Origin of the sequence: Amycolatopsis sp. NPDC024027 (genome assembly GCF_040638975.1) — a bacterium.
GTDB lineage: Bacteria > Actinomycetota > Actinomycetes > Mycobacteriales > Pseudonocardiaceae > Amycolatopsis.
Genome location: NZ_JBEZYY010000001.1, coordinates 914,956 through 931,519, shown reverse-complemented (window position 1 = coordinate 931,519; position 16,564 = coordinate 914,956). Strand labels below are relative to the sequence as shown.

At 70.1% G+C, this 16,564-nt stretch carries 11 protein-coding genes and 1 tRNA gene; 9 read left to right on the top strand and 3 right to left on the bottom strand.

Translation table 11 applies throughout. From position 1 onward, the window contains the following. Nucleotides 1–18 precede the first annotated feature (18 nt). Nucleotides 19–825, bottom strand: coding sequence for a serine protease (locus AB0F52_RS04530; protein WP_360164463.1), 807 nt, complete (start codon nt 823–825; stop codon nt 19–21). A gap of 296 nt (nt 826–1,121) precedes the next feature. Here AB0F52_RS04530 and topA point away from each other — a divergent pair, with 296 nt between their 5' ends. The 8 genes from topA to AB0F52_RS04490 all read left to right on the top strand — a co-directional run bounded on the left by topA (nt 1,122) and on the right by AB0F52_RS04490 (nt 10,977). Further along, entirely contained in the window at nt 1,122–3,998 is a 2,877-nt protein-coding gene (topA, locus tag AB0F52_RS04525) for a type I DNA topoisomerase (RefSeq protein ID WP_360164461.1), read from the top strand. 160 nt (nt 3,999–4,158) lie between these two features. Continuing rightward, nucleotides 4,159–4,737, top strand: a complete 579-nt coding sequence (locus tag AB0F52_RS04520; RefSeq protein ID WP_360164459.1) for a hypothetical protein — start codon at nt 4,159–4,161, stop codon at nt 4,735–4,737. Between the two features lie 86 nt (nt 4,738–4,823). Further along, nucleotides 4,824–5,615: an ESX secretion-associated protein EspG gene (locus tag AB0F52_RS04515; protein ID WP_360164457.1), complete on the top strand. Its 792-nt coding sequence runs from the start codon at nt 4,824–4,826 to the stop codon at nt 5,613–5,615. Next, nucleotides 5,608–5,796, top strand: coding sequence for a hypothetical protein (locus AB0F52_RS04510; protein WP_360164455.1), 189 nt, complete (start codon nt 5,608–5,610; stop codon nt 5,794–5,796). The genes AB0F52_RS04515 and AB0F52_RS04510 overlap by 8 nt, the downstream gene beginning before the upstream one ends. Further along, nucleotides 5,789–6,580, top strand: coding sequence for a hypothetical protein (locus AB0F52_RS04505; protein WP_360164453.1), 792 nt, complete (start codon nt 5,789–5,791; stop codon nt 6,578–6,580). Before AB0F52_RS04510 ends, AB0F52_RS04505 begins: the two co-directional genes overlap by 8 nt. 222 nt (nt 6,581–6,802) lie before the next feature. Beyond that, the gene (locus AB0F52_RS04500; protein ID WP_360164617.1) at nt 6,803–7,513 is read left to right on the top strand and encodes a hypothetical protein; all 711 of its coding nucleotides are present in this window, start codon (nt 6,803–6,805) and stop codon (nt 7,511–7,513) included. A 147-nt stretch (nt 7,514–7,660) separates the two neighbouring features. Further along, nucleotides 7,661–9,775, top strand: a complete 2,115-nt coding sequence (locus AB0F52_RS04495; protein ID WP_360164451.1) for a dTMP kinase — start codon at nt 7,661–7,663, stop codon at nt 9,773–9,775. Further along, nucleotides 9,772–10,977 (top strand): DNA polymerase III subunit delta', encoded by a 1,206-nt coding sequence (locus tag AB0F52_RS04490; protein WP_360164449.1) that lies wholly within the window; start codon nt 9,772–9,774, stop codon nt 10,975–10,977. Before AB0F52_RS04495 ends, AB0F52_RS04490 begins: the two co-directional genes overlap by 4 nt. Nucleotides 10,978–11,038: 61 nt before the next feature. Here the strand turns inward: AB0F52_RS04490 and AB0F52_RS04485 are convergent, their stop codons facing one another. Continuing rightward, nucleotides 11,039–12,706 (bottom strand): hypothetical protein, encoded by a 1,668-nt coding sequence (locus AB0F52_RS04485; protein WP_360164447.1) that lies wholly within the window; start codon nt 12,704–12,706, stop codon nt 11,039–11,041. A gap of 134 nt (nt 12,707–12,840) precedes the next feature. Between AB0F52_RS04485 and AB0F52_RS04480 the strand changes: the two genes are divergently transcribed. Further along, nucleotides 12,841–12,914, top strand: a tRNA-Thr gene (locus AB0F52_RS04480). A gap of 399 nt (nt 12,915–13,313) precedes the next feature. Here the strand turns inward: AB0F52_RS04480 and AB0F52_RS04475 are convergent. Beyond that, on the bottom strand, nt 13,314–16,562 hold the full coding sequence (locus AB0F52_RS04475) for a tetratricopeptide repeat protein (RefSeq protein WP_360164615.1): 3,249 nt from the start codon (nt 16,560–16,562) through the stop codon (nt 13,314–13,316). Between the last annotated feature and the right edge of the window lie 2 nt (nt 16,563–16,564).

The window sequence follows — 16,564 nt, the reverse complement described above, 5'->3', positions numbered from 1 at the left end:
CCGGGTGCGAGAGCCGGATCAGGGCCGGGGCAGCGTGCAGCCGGCCTGCGTGAGCGCGATTTCGTTGGCCGCGGTGAGGCAGGCCGGGATGCCGTAGGTTTCTTGGCCGTAGTTCGTCTTGTAGTGCACCGTGACGTTGCCGGCCTGGTCGACCTCGCACGGGTTGTTCTCCGTGCAGCGTTCGCCGTCCTCGTTGCCGGTGTTGTTCACGCCGACGACCTTGCCGCCGGAGATGACCGGCGAACCGGAGGTGCCGCCGATGGTCTGGCAGGCGGAGGTGTAGCGGATCGAGTCCTTCCAGATCCAGCTGCCCTCCTTCAACCGGTAGACGAAACCGTCGATGTTGCAGGAGTAGACGCGCTTCCAGTAGCCGGAGACGACGTCGATCGCCGCGCCGGCCGACGGGTGCGCGTTCGACAGTTCCAGCGGCGAGATCCCATAGCTGGCCTTGATCTGCGCGTAGGTCGTGGTGAGCTGGTAGAGCGACACGTCGGTGTCGGTCATCGTGCCGTAGACGATCTTCTTGGCCCGCAGCGTCGCCTTGTTGCCGCCGCTGGCGGTGAGCAGCGTGAACGTCCGGCTGGAGGCGCGGTTGGTGATCACCTGGCCCGGCGCCGGGAAACCGGTTTCGAGGCAGTGCCCGTTGGACATGACGAGCGCGGGCGCGGTGTCGGGCGTCGCGGCCGGCTTGACCACCGATCCCGAGCAGTTGGACAGGGCCACGGTGCCGGCGAAGTTCGCCGCGGCCGCGTTCGCCGGAGTGACCCCCAGTAATACTGTGGCGGTCGCGGCGGTGAACAGGGCGCCGAGCAGGCGTCGGGTCATGGCGGGTCCTTTCGGCTGGACGGGGAAACCAGTGAAGCGGTGACCTCCCTGCGCCCACCACCGTCGAACGGAGGGTATCCGGCCGGTCACGCGCTAGGCTGCGCGGGACGTGGCCGAAATCACGTGGCAGGTACGTTGGGGAAACATCGTCGAGGTCAGCGGCGATGCGCTGGGCACAGGACCGGCGGCGTGTTGGGCCACCTCCGCGCCGTCCGGACCACAACAGCGTGCACACTGGCAGGTCGAGACACGGGCCCTGGCAGGGACGTGGTGCAGTCCCGCGGCGGCGGGGCGAGATGAGCGGAGAGCAGGACAGCGTGGCAGGAGCACGGACCAAGAAGAACGGAGCCTCGGCGGACAACGGCGCCGGGCACCGGCGGCTGGTCATCGTCGAGTCGCCGACGAAGGCCCGCAAGATCGCGCCCTACCTCGGCGGTGGTTACGTCGTCGAGTCCTCTGTCGGGCACATCCGCGACCTGCCGCGTGGTGCCGCCGACGTGCCCGCCCAGTACAAGGGCGAGGCCTGGGCGCGGCTCGGCGTCGACGTCGACAACGGCTTCAAGGCGCTCTACGTGGTCACCCCGGACAAGAAGTCCAAGGTCACCGAGCTCAAGAGCCTGCTGAAGGACGTCGACGAGCTCTACCTCGCCACGGACCCCGACCGCGAGGGCGAGGCCATCGCGTGGCACCTCCTCGAGACGCTGAAGCCGAAGGTCCCGGTCCGCCGGATGGTCTTCCACGAGGTCACCGAGCAGGCGATCCTCGCGGCCGCCGACTCCACCCGTGAGCTGGACGCCGACCTCGTCGACGCCCAGGAGACCCGCCGCATCCTCGACCGCCTCTACGGCTACGAGGTCTCGCCGGTGCTGTGGAAGAAGGTCATGCCGAAACTTTCGGCGGGCCGCGTGCAGTCGGTGGCGACCCGGATCGTGGTGGAGCGGGAGCGCGAGCGGATGCGCTTCACCTCGGCGTCGTACTGGGACATTTCCGCGACGATGGACGCGGGTGAAGAGGCCTCGCCGCGGAACTTCGCGGCCCGCCTGGTCGCCGTGGACGGCGCGCGCCTGGCCACCGGCCGCGACTTCGGCTCGGACGGGCAGCTCAAGGCGTCGAACAACGAAGTCCGCGTGCTGGCCGAGGCCGACGCGCGGCGTCTTGCCGACGCGCTGAAGCAGCGTGACTTCAAGGTCTCGAGCGTCGAGGAGAAGCCGTACACGAGGAAGCCGTACGCGCCCTTCATGACCTCGACCCTGCAGCAGGAGGCGGGCCGCAAGATGCGGTTCACCTCCGAGCGCACCATGCGGATCGCGCAGAAGCTGTACGAAAACGGCTACATCACTTATATGCGTACCGACTCCACGACGCTGTCGGAGTCGGCGATCTCGGCGGCGCGCAGCCAGGCCACGCAGCTGTACGGCAAGGAGTACGTCTCGCCGACGCCGCGCCAGTACACGCGCAAGGTCAAGAACGCGCAGGAGGCCCACGAGGCGATCCGGCCGTCGGGCGAGGTCTTCCGCACGCCGGGCCAGGTCGCGAGCGAGCTGGACACCGACGAGTACCGCCTTTACGAGATGATCTGGCAGCGCACGATCGCGTCGCAGATGGCGGACGCCAAGGGCACGACGATGTCCGTGCGCATCGTCGGCAACGCGACCTCGGGCGAGGAGTGCACCTTCGCCGCTTCGGGCCGCACGATCACCTTCGCGGGCTTCCTGAAGGCGTACGTCGAGGCCGTCGACACCGAGACCGGTGGCGAAGCCGACGACAAGCAGAGCCGCCTGCCGGTGCTCGAGAAGGACCAGGCGCTCACCGCAACCGAACTGAGCCCGGACGGCCACACCACCTCGCCGCCGGCGCGGTACTCGGAGCCGAGCCTGGTCAGCAAGCTGGAAGAGCTGGGCATCGGCCGGCCGTCGACGTACGCGTCGATCATCAAGACCATCCAGGACCGCGGCTACGTCTGGAAGAAGGGCTCCGCGCTCGTCCCGTCGTGGGTCGCGTTCGCCGTGATCGGCCTGATGGAACGGCACTTCGAGCGGCTGGTCGACTACGACTTCACCGCGGGCATGGAGGACGAGCTCGACCGCATCGCCAACGGCGACGAGCAGCGCGCGCAGTGGCTGTCGAAGTTCTACTTCGGCGGCGACATGGGCGTCGACGGCTCGATCGGCCGCCTGGGCGGGCTGAAGAAGCTGGTCGAGGGCAGCGTCGAGGACATCGACGCGCGGGAGATCAACTCGATCCCGCTGTTCAGCGACGAGAACGGGCACACCGTCGTGGTCCGCGTCGGCCGCTACGGGCCGTACCTGGAGCGCGAAGTCGACGGGACCTCGCAGCGCGCGAACCTCCCGGAGGACCTGCCGCCGGACGAGCTGACGCAGGAGGTCGCGGAGAAGCTGTTCGCAACCCCGCAGGAGGGCCGCACGCTGGGCAACGACCCGGTGAGCGGGCTCGAGATCGTGGCGAAGGAAGGCCGCTTCGGGCCGTACGTGACCGAGGTGCTGCCGGAGGTCGAGATCCCCGAGGACGCGACGGCCGCGCAGAAGAAGGCCGCGAAGGCCAAGGCGCCAAAGCCGCGTACGGGCTCGCTGTTCAAGTCGATGGACATCGAGAACATCACCTTGGAAGACGCGCTGAAGCTGCTCTCGCTGCCGCGCGTGGTCGGCAAGGACCCGGAGTCCGGCGACGAGATCACGGCGCAGAACGGGCGCTACGGGCCGTACCTGAAGAAGGGCACGGACTCGCGCTCGCTCTCGACCGAGGACCAGCTCTTCTCGATCACCCTCGAAGAAGCGCTGAAGATCTACTCGGAGCCGAAGCAGCGGGGCCGGTCCGCGACGGCGAAGCCGCCGCTCAAGGAGCTCGGCGACGACCCGGTGTCGAAGAAGCCGATGGTGGTCAAGGACGGCCGGTTCGGCCCGTACGTCACCGACGGTGAGTACAACGCGACGCTGCGGAAGGGCGACGAAATCGAGTCGCTGACCGCGGAACGGGCGTCCGAACTGCTGGCGGAGAAGCGGGCCAAGGGGCCGGCGCCGAAGCGGAAGGCGCCGGCGCGCAAGCCGGCTTCCACGACGGCGAAGACGGTCAAGGCGGGCACGACCAAGAAGGCGGCGGCCGCGAAGTCGACCGCGGCCAAGCGGTCGAGTTCGACCGCGACGAAGGCCAAGTAGCACCTCCGGAAGTCCGTGAAGGCCACCTTGGGGACGCCAAGGTGGCCTTCACGGCGTCTGGCCACACTTTCGGGTGACACCTCGAACGGATGTTCGGGAAATTGTCGGTGGTGCCGGGTTCCATGAACGCGTGACCAGAACACCACGCACCGTGCACACGGTGACCACCAAGATCCTGAAGCCGGTCCGGGCGGCGGCCGCCGGCAGTGCCACCGCCCTGGACCTGATGGAGTCGCTGCCCGGCTTCCCGGGCAGTGGCGGCGTCTGCGGCGTGGCCGTCGCGATGGCCGGCGAGCCGTGGACCTCGGCGTTCTTCGACGACCGGAGCACGTTCGCGATCTCCGGCGACGGCGTGCGGCTGTCCGGGCCTTCGCCGGGCAGCGTCGCGGAGCTGCTTCGGCTGGCGCTGGCGCGGCTGCCCGCGCTTCCGCCGGCGGCGGGCGAAGGGCTGTACCTCGACGCCGACGAGCGCGGCGTGCTCGAGGCCGAGCAGGAGTGTCTCGTCCTCGACCTGATGGACGATCTGCGGCGGACCCGGCGGGGCACCGTCCAGCTCGACATCGTCCGCGACGGCGAGCCGCCGCGCTGGGAGATGCTCGCGTTCGTCGACGACGACCGTGGCCGGCACCTGGCGGTGCTGAGCAGACCGCGGGGCGGCCACCGCCGGTTCTGGTGGCTGCCCGGCACCGTGGAGCGGCTCGCGGAGTTCGTCGAGGGGCGGGCGCCGGACCATGCCTGAGCCGCTCGCCGACCGTTTGCCGACCGATCTCACCCTCTCGAACACATGTGCGAGAAATTGTCGGTGCCAGGGTGTTCAATCGAGGGGTGAGCAACGCAGTCGCCGTCTTCGACGTCATCGACGAGGTCATCGCCCCGCTGTCGGCCGAGGTGCCGGAGCGGCCCTCGGTGATGGAGTTCTACGACCCCGAGTTCGAGATCCCGCCGGTGCTGGCGGACACCGGCCCCCTGCCGGCCCGCCGCTCCTCGCCCGCGTCGTGCCTCGCGGACGAGGTGGAGCAGTACACCCGGTTCGTCGCCGGGATGGCCGCGATCGGCCTCGCGCCGGGTGGCGAGGTCACCGCGGAAGCCGTCGGGCTGTACCGGGCGCTGCGCGGCGGCTTCATCCGTGGCGTGGTCACCGGCGTCTTCCCGGCCCGGGCCAAGCCGTGGGAGGTGCGGTTCTTCGGCGACGAGGACTACACGACGGTGCTGCACAAGCTGGGCAACCGCGCGCGGCTGCGGTCGGGCTTCCTCAGCGAGCTGCCGGGCTGGGTGTTCGACGGCCTCCCCGACCGGCCGCCGGGGCCGGGGGAGCACCTGCGCATCGAGACCGACGAGCGCGGGCTGATCCCACGCCGGTGCGAGCGGGCGGTCGAGCTGATCCGGGCGTGCGCGGCCCGGCCGCGGCTGGGCACGGTGCTGGTCGACCTCGCGGTGCGCAACGCGATCCTGGCCGAGTACCCGCACGGCGCGTTCGGGCTGGTGGACAACGACCTCGGCCGATACCAGTTCAGCGCCGCGGTGGCCCGGACCGGGCGCTGGACGGTCACCTGGGGTCCGGCGTCGCGGACCACGGCCGAGCAGTGGATCGTCGAGGCGGTGCAGAGCCATGCCTGAGCGGGCGGCGGTGCGGACGACGGCCGGGGAAGGGGTGGATCGGGTGGTCGAGGCGGCCTCGAAGGACCTGACCGTGCGCGAGGCGATCCTCGCGGCTGCGGAGCTCAACAGCGGCGTCCCGGAGCCGCGGCAGGCGGCCGGGGCACCGGGGGTTCCGGAGGAGAGGCGGCGGCATGGCTGAACGCACGGCGGCGCGAGAGCTGCTCGAGCTGGCCGCCGGCCCGGTGCTGGCGGCGATGCCGGATCGTGAGCCGGTCGACCGGCTGTACAACCCGGACGTCAGCGACGACGACATCCTGGTCCACGGCCCGGTGTCGGACGACCCGGCGGACCTGGTGGCCGAGGTCGAGCGGCACGTGGCGTGGGCCGCCTGGATCGACGGCACCCCGTTCGGCGAGAACGGCGAGCTGAACGACGTCGGCTTCGAGGTGGTGTCGCTGATGCTGCGCGGTTCGGTCCGGGCGGCGTTGTGCGGCGTGTTCGACGAAGGGCCGGAAACCGCGGACATCCGCTGCTACGCCGACGGCGAGCGGGCGTTCATGATGGGCTCGCTGCCCGGCCGCACGGCGATCCACCTGGCCGACTTCGAGGAGCTGCCGGAGATGCTGGTGGCGGAGCTGCCGGAGGTCCCGTTCGGCGCTTCGGCGCGGGCGATCTGGGTCTCGGTCGACGACGACGGCCTGGTCCAAGACGGTCAGGACGACGATGTGGGAGCGATGCGAGAGCTCCTGGGCCGCCCGCGGTCCGGAACGGCGGTCCTGGACATGCTGGCCTTCGGCGGCCTGTGCGCGGAGTTCCCGGACCACGGCTTCGTCCTCATCGACACGGATCTGGGCCGCTTCGCCCTGGCGGCCTTGGACCGGGGAGACGGGCGCCGGCAGCTGGTCTTGAGTCCCTTCAGCCGCGGCATGCTCCGCGACTGGTGCCGCAAGATGATCGACCTCGGACAGGAGGAAATGCCCTGAGCAAAAGCCCGGTCCGGCCCGGTGCCGTTCCGTCCGCCGCATCGGTCCGGTCGTCCGCACGTCCGGCTCCGCCCCCGGACTGGCCACCCGCGGGCCGGCCACTGGCCAACCGGCCCGTGCGGCTGCTGTGAGCGGACTCACTACGATCTGTCACCACTGGCGGTCGACCCGGCCACCGGCGGACTGGACACTGCAGGGGGTTCGGGTGCGGGCTTGCGCTCCGTGACGGATCATCCATTGGAGACAGAGCCATTGGGCGGATGCGTTATCCGCCAGTGTCGCTACCCTGGAAAGGCGAGGACATTCAGTAGTGAGGTGGTCACCATGAGCGCGAACGGTGAGGCTCCCTTCTTCAATGCCCCCGAGCTCACTCAGCGCGACGGCACACTGTCCGAATCCCCCGGCGAAATGTTCGCGGATCCGGTCTCCGGGCTGGTCACCGCGGCGCCCGAGCCACGCAGCGCGATTCCGAATGGCCACGAGCCCGCCGCCATCCCGGTGGCCGGGCCGGTGCGGCCCGACGAAGAAGCCGTGCGCCGGATGGTCGAGGAGACGCTCCGCGAGGAGAAGGAGACCGGCGTGAAAGCGCCGGAAGCTCTCCCTCCGGCGGGCACCTTGGGTGCGGGCCAGCCGCTGGGCTTGCTTCCCCGGCAGCGGAACCGTCGGCGTACCTGGCCGACCCGGCCACCGCAGCTGATGCGGCCCGTCCGGCAGGATCCGCTCGCCGAGGACGACCTCGACGACGTGGAGCTCGTACCCGTCAAACGGCGCAGGCTGCCGCGGATGCCGGCGATGTCGATGCCGGCGATCAACCGGCCGTCGTCGAGCGCCGCGGGGGTCATGCTGGCCGTCATCTTGCTGATCGTGTTCGGTTTCGTCGCCATCGAGATGGTGTCGAGCCTGGTCAGCAGCGTGACCGGACTGTTCGACTAGCGTCCCTTCGCCGGTCACCGCCTGCCCCGCACCACGGGGCCGTCCCGCGTGCCAGGGGCCGATCGGGCTACCCTGGCTTCACGGTCGGGTCCTCACGAGGACGTCCGGCACCGCGGTGATGAGTGGGGTGGGCGTATCAGCGAGGGCGTGCGATCGGTACCCGGGGCCGGTCCGGGTTCGTCGTCGGGCGCCGAGGCGTCCACGATGAACCGGGTCCGGCGGGTACTGGCGATCAAACCTTTCCGGCGGCTCTGGGGCGTCACGTACCTGTGCAGCGTGGCCGACTGGCTGAACATCCTGGCTCTCACCGGCCTGGCCACGAAGCTGACGGACAACTACTTCGCGCAGAACTTCGCCTTCGTCGGCGTCGTCCTGACCGGCCTGGCGCCGGGGCTGCTGTTCGCGCCTGTGGGCGGGCTGCTCGCGGACCGGTTCGACCGCCGCAAGGTCATGGTCGTCTCCGACCTGCTGCGCTGCGGTTTCCTGCTGTCCATCGCCTTCGTCAGCGCGCCGTGGTGGTTGCTCGTCGGCAACTTCCTCGTCGGGAGCGCGGCGAGCATGTGGATCCCCTCGAAAGAGGCGGCGGTCCCGAACCTGCTCCGCCGGCCCGACCAGGTCGAGACGGCCAACCAGCTCGGCATGGTGATGACCTACGGTCTCGCCGTCGTCACCGCGGCCGGCGCGAACGCGATCCTCACCGGCATCAACACGAACTTCCTCCACGTTCCCGGCGAAGACACCAGCCTCCGCATCGCGAAGCTGGTCGTCGTCATCACCGCCCTGCTCTACCTGGCCAGCGCGATCCTCATCGCCACCCGGATTCCCGAGCTTTCGCTGCGCAACGTCCACGCGCTGCCGGAGCAAAAGGTCAAGCAGGCCGACGAGGAAAAGCTCGGCATCGGCACGATGATCGCCGACGGCTTCCGGTTCATCCGCACCACACCGCTCGTGCGCGGGCTGCTGGTCGGGGCGTTCGGCGCGTTCGCCGCCGGCGGCGCCGTGATCGGCTCGGCCAAGCCGTACTCCTCCAGCCTCGGGGCCGGTGACTCGGCGTTCAGCCTCCTCGTGCTGGCCGTCTTCGTCGGCCTCGCCTCCGGGATGGCGTTCGCGCCCAAGCTCTCCCGGCGGCTCCCGCACGACCGGCTGTTCGGCGTCTCCATCATCGCGGCCGGGCTCTCGCTCGCATTGGTGGCGCTGTCACCACACCTGTCGATCTCGCTGATCACCGTTGTCCTGGTCGGCTTCTGGGCCGGGACGGCGTTCCTCACCGGTGTCACGATCATCGGCTCGCGGGTCGAGGACGCCATCCGCGGCCGGATCAACGCGATCTACCAGCTGATGATGAAGCTCGTGCTGTTCGGCACCACGGTCACCGTCCCGGTGCTGGTCGGTGTCCTCGGGACGCGCACCTTCAACGTCTGGGGCGGCGAGGTCTCGGTCGACGGCACCCGGCCGATCATGTTCGCCGGTGCCGTGATCGCACTGGTCGCCGGGCTCTTCGCCTACCGGCAGATGGACGACAAGCGCACCGAGCCGATCCTCGCCGACCTGCGCAACGCGCTGCGCCGCACGCCACGGCGCGTCAACGGCTTCCTCATCGCCGTCGAGGGCACGACCGCGATCAACACCGCCATCCAGGCCGTCAACCTCGCCGATTGGATGCGGGGTGGCACCCGGCCGGTCGTCGTCGCCGCGGATCCGGCGCTCGACGACCAGCGGCTCACCGCGCTCGTCTCCGGCGCCTCCCTCACCGGGGCGCGGGCTCAGGCGCTGGCCGCCGCCGCGGTGCGGGCCGACATCGTGGAGCGGCACGTCCAGCCGGCGCTCGACGCCGGTTCGGTGGTCGTGATGGAGCGGTTCGTCGACTCGCCGCTGGCGCACCTGTCCGCCGTCGCCGGGTTGGATAGCGACGAGCTCGAAGGCCTCGCCGACTGGGCGACCGGCCGCCTGCGCCCGGACCTGACGATCCTGCTGGATTCCGCCCCGAACGGCGCACCGCGCGACAAGTCGGCCGCGATGAACGACCAGTGGCGCGTCCAGCACCTGCTCACCGAGATGGCCGCGGCGGACCCGGAGCGGTACATCGTGGTCGACGCCGACGGCACGGACGTCGAGGTCGCCGAGCGCATCCGCACCGCGTTGCGCGCCGTGTTCGTCGGCCGGCTGTCCGCCCTGGCGCCGACGACGGAGAAGCCGGTGACGCTCCCGCTGGAAACGCTGCCCATCGAGACCCCGGAAGAGCCTCGCGTGGAGGCGAAGTGACGACGACCGAACGCATCGGCGTCTGGAACCAGCTGGTCGGCCAGGAACCCGCCGTCGAGACGCTGAGCGCGGCCGCGTCGGCGGCCGCCAAGATCGTCGCGGGCGAGCCCGCGCCGCCCGGCGCGATGACGCACGCCTGGTTGCTCACCGGCCCACCCGGCTCCGGCCGCTCGGTGGCCGCCCGGACGTTCGCCGCGGCTCTGCAGTGCAGCACCGGCACCGGCTGCGACGCCTGCCCCGGCTGCCACACGACGATGGCGGGCACGCACGCCGACGTCCGGCTCGTGGTGCCGGAAGGCCTGTCGATCTCGGTCGCCGAGATGCGCGCGCTGGTGCAGGCCGCCGCGCGGCGCCCGACGACCGGCAACTGGCAGGTCGTCGTCATCGAGGACGCGGACAGGCTCACCGAAGGCGCGTCGAACGCCCTGCTGAAGGCCGTCGAAGAGCCGCCGGACCGCACGGTGTTCCTGCTGTGCGCGCCGTCGGACCACCCCGAGGACGTCTCGGTGACGATCCGGTCGCGCTGCCGCCTGGTGACGCTCCGGACGCCGCCGCCGGAGGCGATCGCCGACGTGCTGGTGCGCCGCGACCACGTCGACCCCGAACGGGCGCAATGGGCCGCTTCCGTGTGCGGCGGCCACGTCGGCCGCGCGCGCCGGCTCGCCACCGACGAGGCCGCGCGGCAGCGCCGGGCCACCGTGCTGCGGATCCCGCTCGGCCTCCGCCGGATGAGCGATGTCTTCACGTGCGCCGATCAGCTGATCAGCGCGGCCGAGGCCGACGCGGGCGAGGCGAGCAAGTCCCGCGACGAGGACGAGCGCAACGAGCTGCGGACCGCGATGGGCGGCGACGGCATCGGCAAGGGCGTCGCCGGCGCGAAGCGAGCCGCCGAAGCCGCGGTCAAGCAGCTCGAGAAGAAGCAGAAGTCCCGGGCGACCCGCACCCAGCGCGACACGCTCGACCTGGCGCTGGTCGACCTCGTCGGGTTCTACCGCGACGTCCTGGTGGTGGGAACCGGCTCCGGCGCGACGCTCAACCACCCGGACCACGCCGACCAGATCCGCGAAGCGGCCTCGGCGTGGACGCCCGAGTCGACGCTTCGCCGCCTCGAAGCGGTGCTCGAATGCCGCGAGGCGATCGACCTGAACGTGAAGCCGCGCATCGCCGTCGAGGCGATGGTCATGACGCTTCGCCAAGGCTGAAGCGCTGAACGCAAAGGAACCCGCCAGGCGGCACCTGGCGGGTTCCTTCACACCCCTCGAGTCACTCGCGCGGACGGGGTGACGGCTTGAACGGCTTTTCCTCGACGGCCACGGCCAGCGGGCGCCGCCGTCCGCCCGGCATCGCGGCCACCATGACCACGCCGAGCAGCAGCATCGCCGTGCCGCTCCAGAACAGCGGCACCGTGTCGTACGCGCCACCGGTGTAGGCCAGGTTCTTCACCGGCCCCTTCGGCGCCTCGCCGCCCGCGGGCGGCGGCGTCGACGTGGTCCCGCAGACCACACCGCCGGTCGGCGCGTACGCGCGGGCGACCTGCTCGCCGAGCGACAGCTGGGCCAGCGACGAGGGCAGGTTCTTCGCCTGGTCGTCCGGCAGCAGGCTCTTGAGCTTGGTCGTCGGCAGCAGTTGCAGGTCGAACATCCGCGCCGACGCGCCCAGCTGGAAGCCCGCGAACGGCGTGGTCATGTTGGCCGACTTCTGGTCGAGCCCGGCGATGCTCAGCCGCAGCACCCCGAGGTCGAGCACGGTGCCGGCGGTGGTCCCGACCTGCTGCACCGGACCGTCGAGCGGCGCCAGGAGGCCGCCGACCACCGGCAGGTCCTTCAGCTTGCCGAACTGGTCGCTCAGCGGCTTCAGCGGCAGCCCGATCGGGACGTCCTTCGTCGGGTGCGCCGCGTCGAGCGTGTACAGCACCTTGCCGCCGGCCTCGATGCTCAGCACCGGCGCGGTGTACTCGACCTTGGACGTCTTCGCGTCGCCGGTGGAGGTCACCTTGAGCGTCGGCTGGCTGACCACCTTGACGCTCAGCGCCAGCGGCGTGCCCTTGAGGATCTCGATGTCCGCGGCCTGCAGCGTCGACGTCGACTGCACGGCCTTGTTCTTCGAGCCGGGGATGTCGACGAGCGTCACCTGCGACCGCGACGACAGCGTGTTCGGCAGGCTCAGCAGCGACCCGTTGCCGTCGGCGGCGGTCTGCCCGCCGCCCTGCAGCAGGCCGCCGAGGCTCTGCAGCCCCTTGGTCAGGTCGAACCCGCTCGCCAGCGAGGTCGGGTCGAGCTTCGGCTTCAGCGCGTCCAGGCCCAGGTTCGGCATCGAAGGGATGACGTTCAACAGCGACAGGCTGGCCACCGACGTGCTGGCGTCGGCGATGGTGTCGACGCACGGACCGAGCGTCTGGCTCCACCGGGCGTGCGCGCTCCCGTTGAGCAGACCCACGTTGAGCAGCGGATTGGACGGCGCGTTGAGCCCCCCGCTGACGGGCTGCGGGTTGTCCGGCAAGGCCGTCTGCACAACGCTGCCCGGCGTCTGCGGCGCGTTCCCGCCGATCGACAGCCCGAACGGCGATGCCTGTGCGATCGCCTTTTCGTAGCTCAGGTAGGCGTCCGAGTTGGCGGACGCGCTCGACAGGCCCATCCCGGCCTCGAGCGCGGACTGCTTCGGCAACGTCTGCCCGAACCCCGGAAGGATCGTGTTCGTCGGCACGGCGTTGGGCAGCAGCCGGATGATCCCGAGCGCGGTCCCGGCATCCCCCACGGCCTGCCCCAGAGGCTGCGGCCCGATCGGCGCGGAGATGGGCGCCTGCCCCGGATTCGCCGGCTGCGGGATCGGCGTAGTCGGATAGGTCGAATCGGCAGTCGCCGGCGCCGCGCTGAGCAGGAGCAACGCAGCAGCCGCCGGCAGGGCCGCCGAGCGGGGCAGTCTTCGCCGCATGTGCCAGAGCCTCCATAGTGGGTCGGCCGGGGAGTGAGACCGGCGTCATAGGGCCCTAACGACGATCCCCCCGAAAAGTAACGACGACAGCTTCCGCTACACTTGTGGTCGTCGCCAGCGCAAGCCGGAGACACGCCGCCTTAGCTCAGTCGGCCAGAGCGATTCACTCGTAATGAATAGGTCAGGGGTTCGATTCCCCTAGGCGGCTCCGCAGGTCAGGCCCCATCCGAAGATCATCGGATGGGGCCCGACTCGTCTGGTGAGTGTCTAACTGAGCGTCTAAGACGCCTGGTCGGTGGGCGGAGAGAGAGCCGCAGGTTCACCCGTCACAGGGAAGGCCAATCCATCGGGCCTACACCCGACTCGACTACCGGTGGCGTCGGTCTGCGAGCCCAGGCGGCTCGGTAACTCGCATGTTCAGAGTTGCTTTACTTATCAAGGCGACTCCGCCGGGGCGGCTGGGCACTGCGTTCACCCGTCGTTTGCCGCCGTCGTAGGACCACTGCATCGCCACTGGTGGGACCGACGGCGGGCCATCTGTCGAGAGAACGTGTTCCAACTTGAACTGCGGACCATCACGGCTTTTCGCGCCGCGCTCTCGACTCGTTTACTCTTCAGTCAGAGATGCGACTAGTTCGGAAGCGTGCTCCGCTCCTAGACCGAATCGGTTGGGATCGGTCTGGGTCAGTTCGCGGTAGAGCTTGACGGCTTCCTGTGCGGCGGCCAGGCCTTCGGGCCGCCGCCCCGCCTCAGCCAGCCGGCGCGCGAGGTTGGTGACCGACAAGGCCAGATCGGGAAGGTAGGCGTCGCGGTCGCCTTCGACGAGTTCGCGGCGTAGGTCGACGGCTTCCTGTGCGGCGGCCAGGCCTTCGGGCCAGCGCCTCGCCTCAGCCAGCCGGACCGCGAGGTTGTTGACCGACATGGCCAGATCGGGGAGGTAGGCGTCGCGGTTGCCTTTGACGAGTTCCCGAGAGAGCTTGACGGCTTCCTGTGCGGCGGCCAGGCCTTCGGGCCAGCGCCTCGCCTCAGCCAGCCGGTTCGCGAGGTTGTTGACCGACATGGCCAAATTGGGAAGGTAGGCGTCGCGGTTGCCTTTGACGAGTTCGCGGCGTAGGTCGACGGCTTCCTGTGCGGCGGCCAGGCTTTCGGGTCGCCGCCTCGCCTCAGCCAGCCGGTTCGCGAGGTTGGTGACCGACGAGGCCAGATCGGGGAGGTAGGCGTCGCGGTTGCCTTCGACGAGTTCGCGGTAGAGCTTGACGGCTTCCTGTGCGGCGGCCAGGCCTTCGGGCCGCCGGCTCGCCTCAGCCAGCTGGACCGCGAGGTTGGTGACCGACATGGCCAGATTGGGGAGGTAGGCGTCGCGGTTGCCTTCGACGAGTTCGCGGTGCAGGTCGACGGCTTCCTGTGCGGCGGCCAGGCCTTCGGGCCAGCGCCTCGCCTCAGCCAGCCGGTTCGCGAGGTTGTTGACCGACGAGGCCAGATTGGGGAGGTAGGCGTCGCGGTTGCCTTTGACGAGTTCGCGGCGTAGGTCGACGGCTTCCTGTGCGGCGGCCAGGCTTTCGGACCGGCGCCCCGCCTCAGCCAGATCGACGGCGAGGTTATTGATCGAAGCGGCCAGATTGGGGAGGTAGGCGTCGCGGTTGCCTTCGACGAGTTCGCGGTAGAGCTTGACGGCTTCCTGTGCGGCGGCCAGGCCTTCGGGCCGCCGCCCCGCCTCAGCCAGCCGGACCGCGAGGTTGGTGAGCGACAAGGCCAGATCGGGCAGTTGGGCGTCGCGGTCGGCGTCGGCGCCGGTGCGCAGTAACCGTACAAGTTGCGCTGCGGCGGCGAGGCTGGTCGGCCCCAGCAACAGGCTGAAGCGAGGCAAGGCGGTCTGCAACTCGTAGAGCTGGGAAAGATCGGCGGCATGGACAAACCGATCCAACGCGGTCAGCAGGGGGTGAGGCTGGGCGAGGCGGGGAGCTACCGGGACCGCTGCTCGGGCACCGGCTGCTCTTGAGGTCAGCACGATGCCGGTGAGGACTGCGGCCAGGCGAGGGTGCTGCGGGTGGGCGCGGCCCAGCACGGTGAGTGCCTGCTCCAGCTGTCCCGCCGACGCGGCGGCCTGTACGGCGGCCACCCAGCTGGGGCTTTGCTCCTCCTCGCTCAGCGTGGCACCGATCAGGTACTCGCCGAGCGTGTCCGGCTGCAGTCCGGACCAGTAGCGCTCGCCGTCGCGATACAGGGTGGCCAGCCAGTCCGCGATATTGGTGACCTGGTCGCCGCTAGCCGGTGCAAGGTAAGCAGCGACGATCTTGCGCGCTTCCTCGCCCGTCGATGCGCCCCAGAGCGTGGCGGCGGCAACCAGGCATCGCCGAGTGGCGGGGGCGAGGCTGATGCCGAATCGGTCGGCGACCCGCGACCAGTAGCGGGCCTCGTGCTCCAGCAGCACCTCTTGCGCGTCCACCGGCGTCCCTGTCAACACCGAAATGGGGTCGTCGGCGTGCAGCAATGCGGCGAGGGCGTGCATCTGCACTGCGAGAATGGTCCGGAAACGGTCATCGTCCAGTGGCGGCAAGACCAGCCGCCTAGCTACGTCCGGCCACGCGATGTGCTGGTACCCATCGAGGGTGGCCAGCCGGTTAGCCAGCGCGTCGATTGCCTCTCGCCACGCGAGTTGCCTGCCGTCGCAGTCGTGCTCGACCGGGCTTAGGTTCACGACGATGCGGTCGTCAGCCAGGACGGATAGATGCGCGGCGGGTGTGACTCGTTCGGTGCGCCACGCGCCTGCGGTGCGGGCCAGCAGCAACAGCCGTACCTTGGCCTCGGCCCGGTTCAGGGCGTCCATGAGCGGGTCAAGCTGGGTGGCGCGGCCCTCGGCGTAGTCGACCACCACCAATGTTGGCGCCACGACATGGGCCAGCACGGCGAGATCCTCGGCGCGAGCGTGTTCGCCGAGCATCACCGCCGCCCACCCTTGGCTGGTGAGCGAGGAGGCAAGATGGCGAGCGAGGCGGGTTTTGCCCTGGCCCCCAGCCCCCGCCACCAGCCGGATTCCCGCCCACGCATCCGTCTCGCACCAGCCCCGCAGCACGTCGAACTCGGGGCGAGGTCGAAACGGGACGGTCGCGGCATCAGCGCGTAACAACTCCGCAGGCGACGCCGGGGCACTCACCGGTTCCGCTAATCCCGCCAACTCGACGGCTTCCACCAGCGGCGGCCGGCCTGTGTGCTCGGCGACGATCTCGGCGAACCTAGCGTCCGAAGCGACCTCGGCAATCGGCATGGTGACCAGACGACGGCTATCGAATCCGCTCGGATCCTGAGTTACGACACCGACTAGAAGGCCGACGCGGTCTCCGCAGCGCAGCGCCGCACCGGACATGCCCGCCCACCCCGATCCGCCCGCACCCGCGGGCGACGGCGGATTGCTCACCTCTATCGCGTACAGGCCCGACTTGACTAGCGCGCCTGGGTTCAGCGCCCCCACGGCGTGATGGCTGTCGCGCATCTGCGGGGTGGCGACAACCTGAGGGAAGCCGATCGCCTCACACTTCTGGCCCGAGTTGCGGGTGACAAATCGCCCCCACCGCACCGGATGACGCCACAGCGGCGGAACCCACGCCGAGTCGGTGATCTCCAACAGCGCCGCGTCGATCGTGCCTTCCCAGCGATGCCATACCACGCGAGCGGCGACCAGCCCGCCAGACTCGGCGCGAATCCGCACACTCGACAATGCCTGACCGGCCGGACACACCACATGTGCCGCCGTTAGCACCAACCGTCCGGCCAGCAGAAACCCCGACCCGCACGTCCACCGTCCCCGCTTCGGGGGATGATCGGGCCAGTCCCCGTAGACCTCAACCTCGCGACGCACCA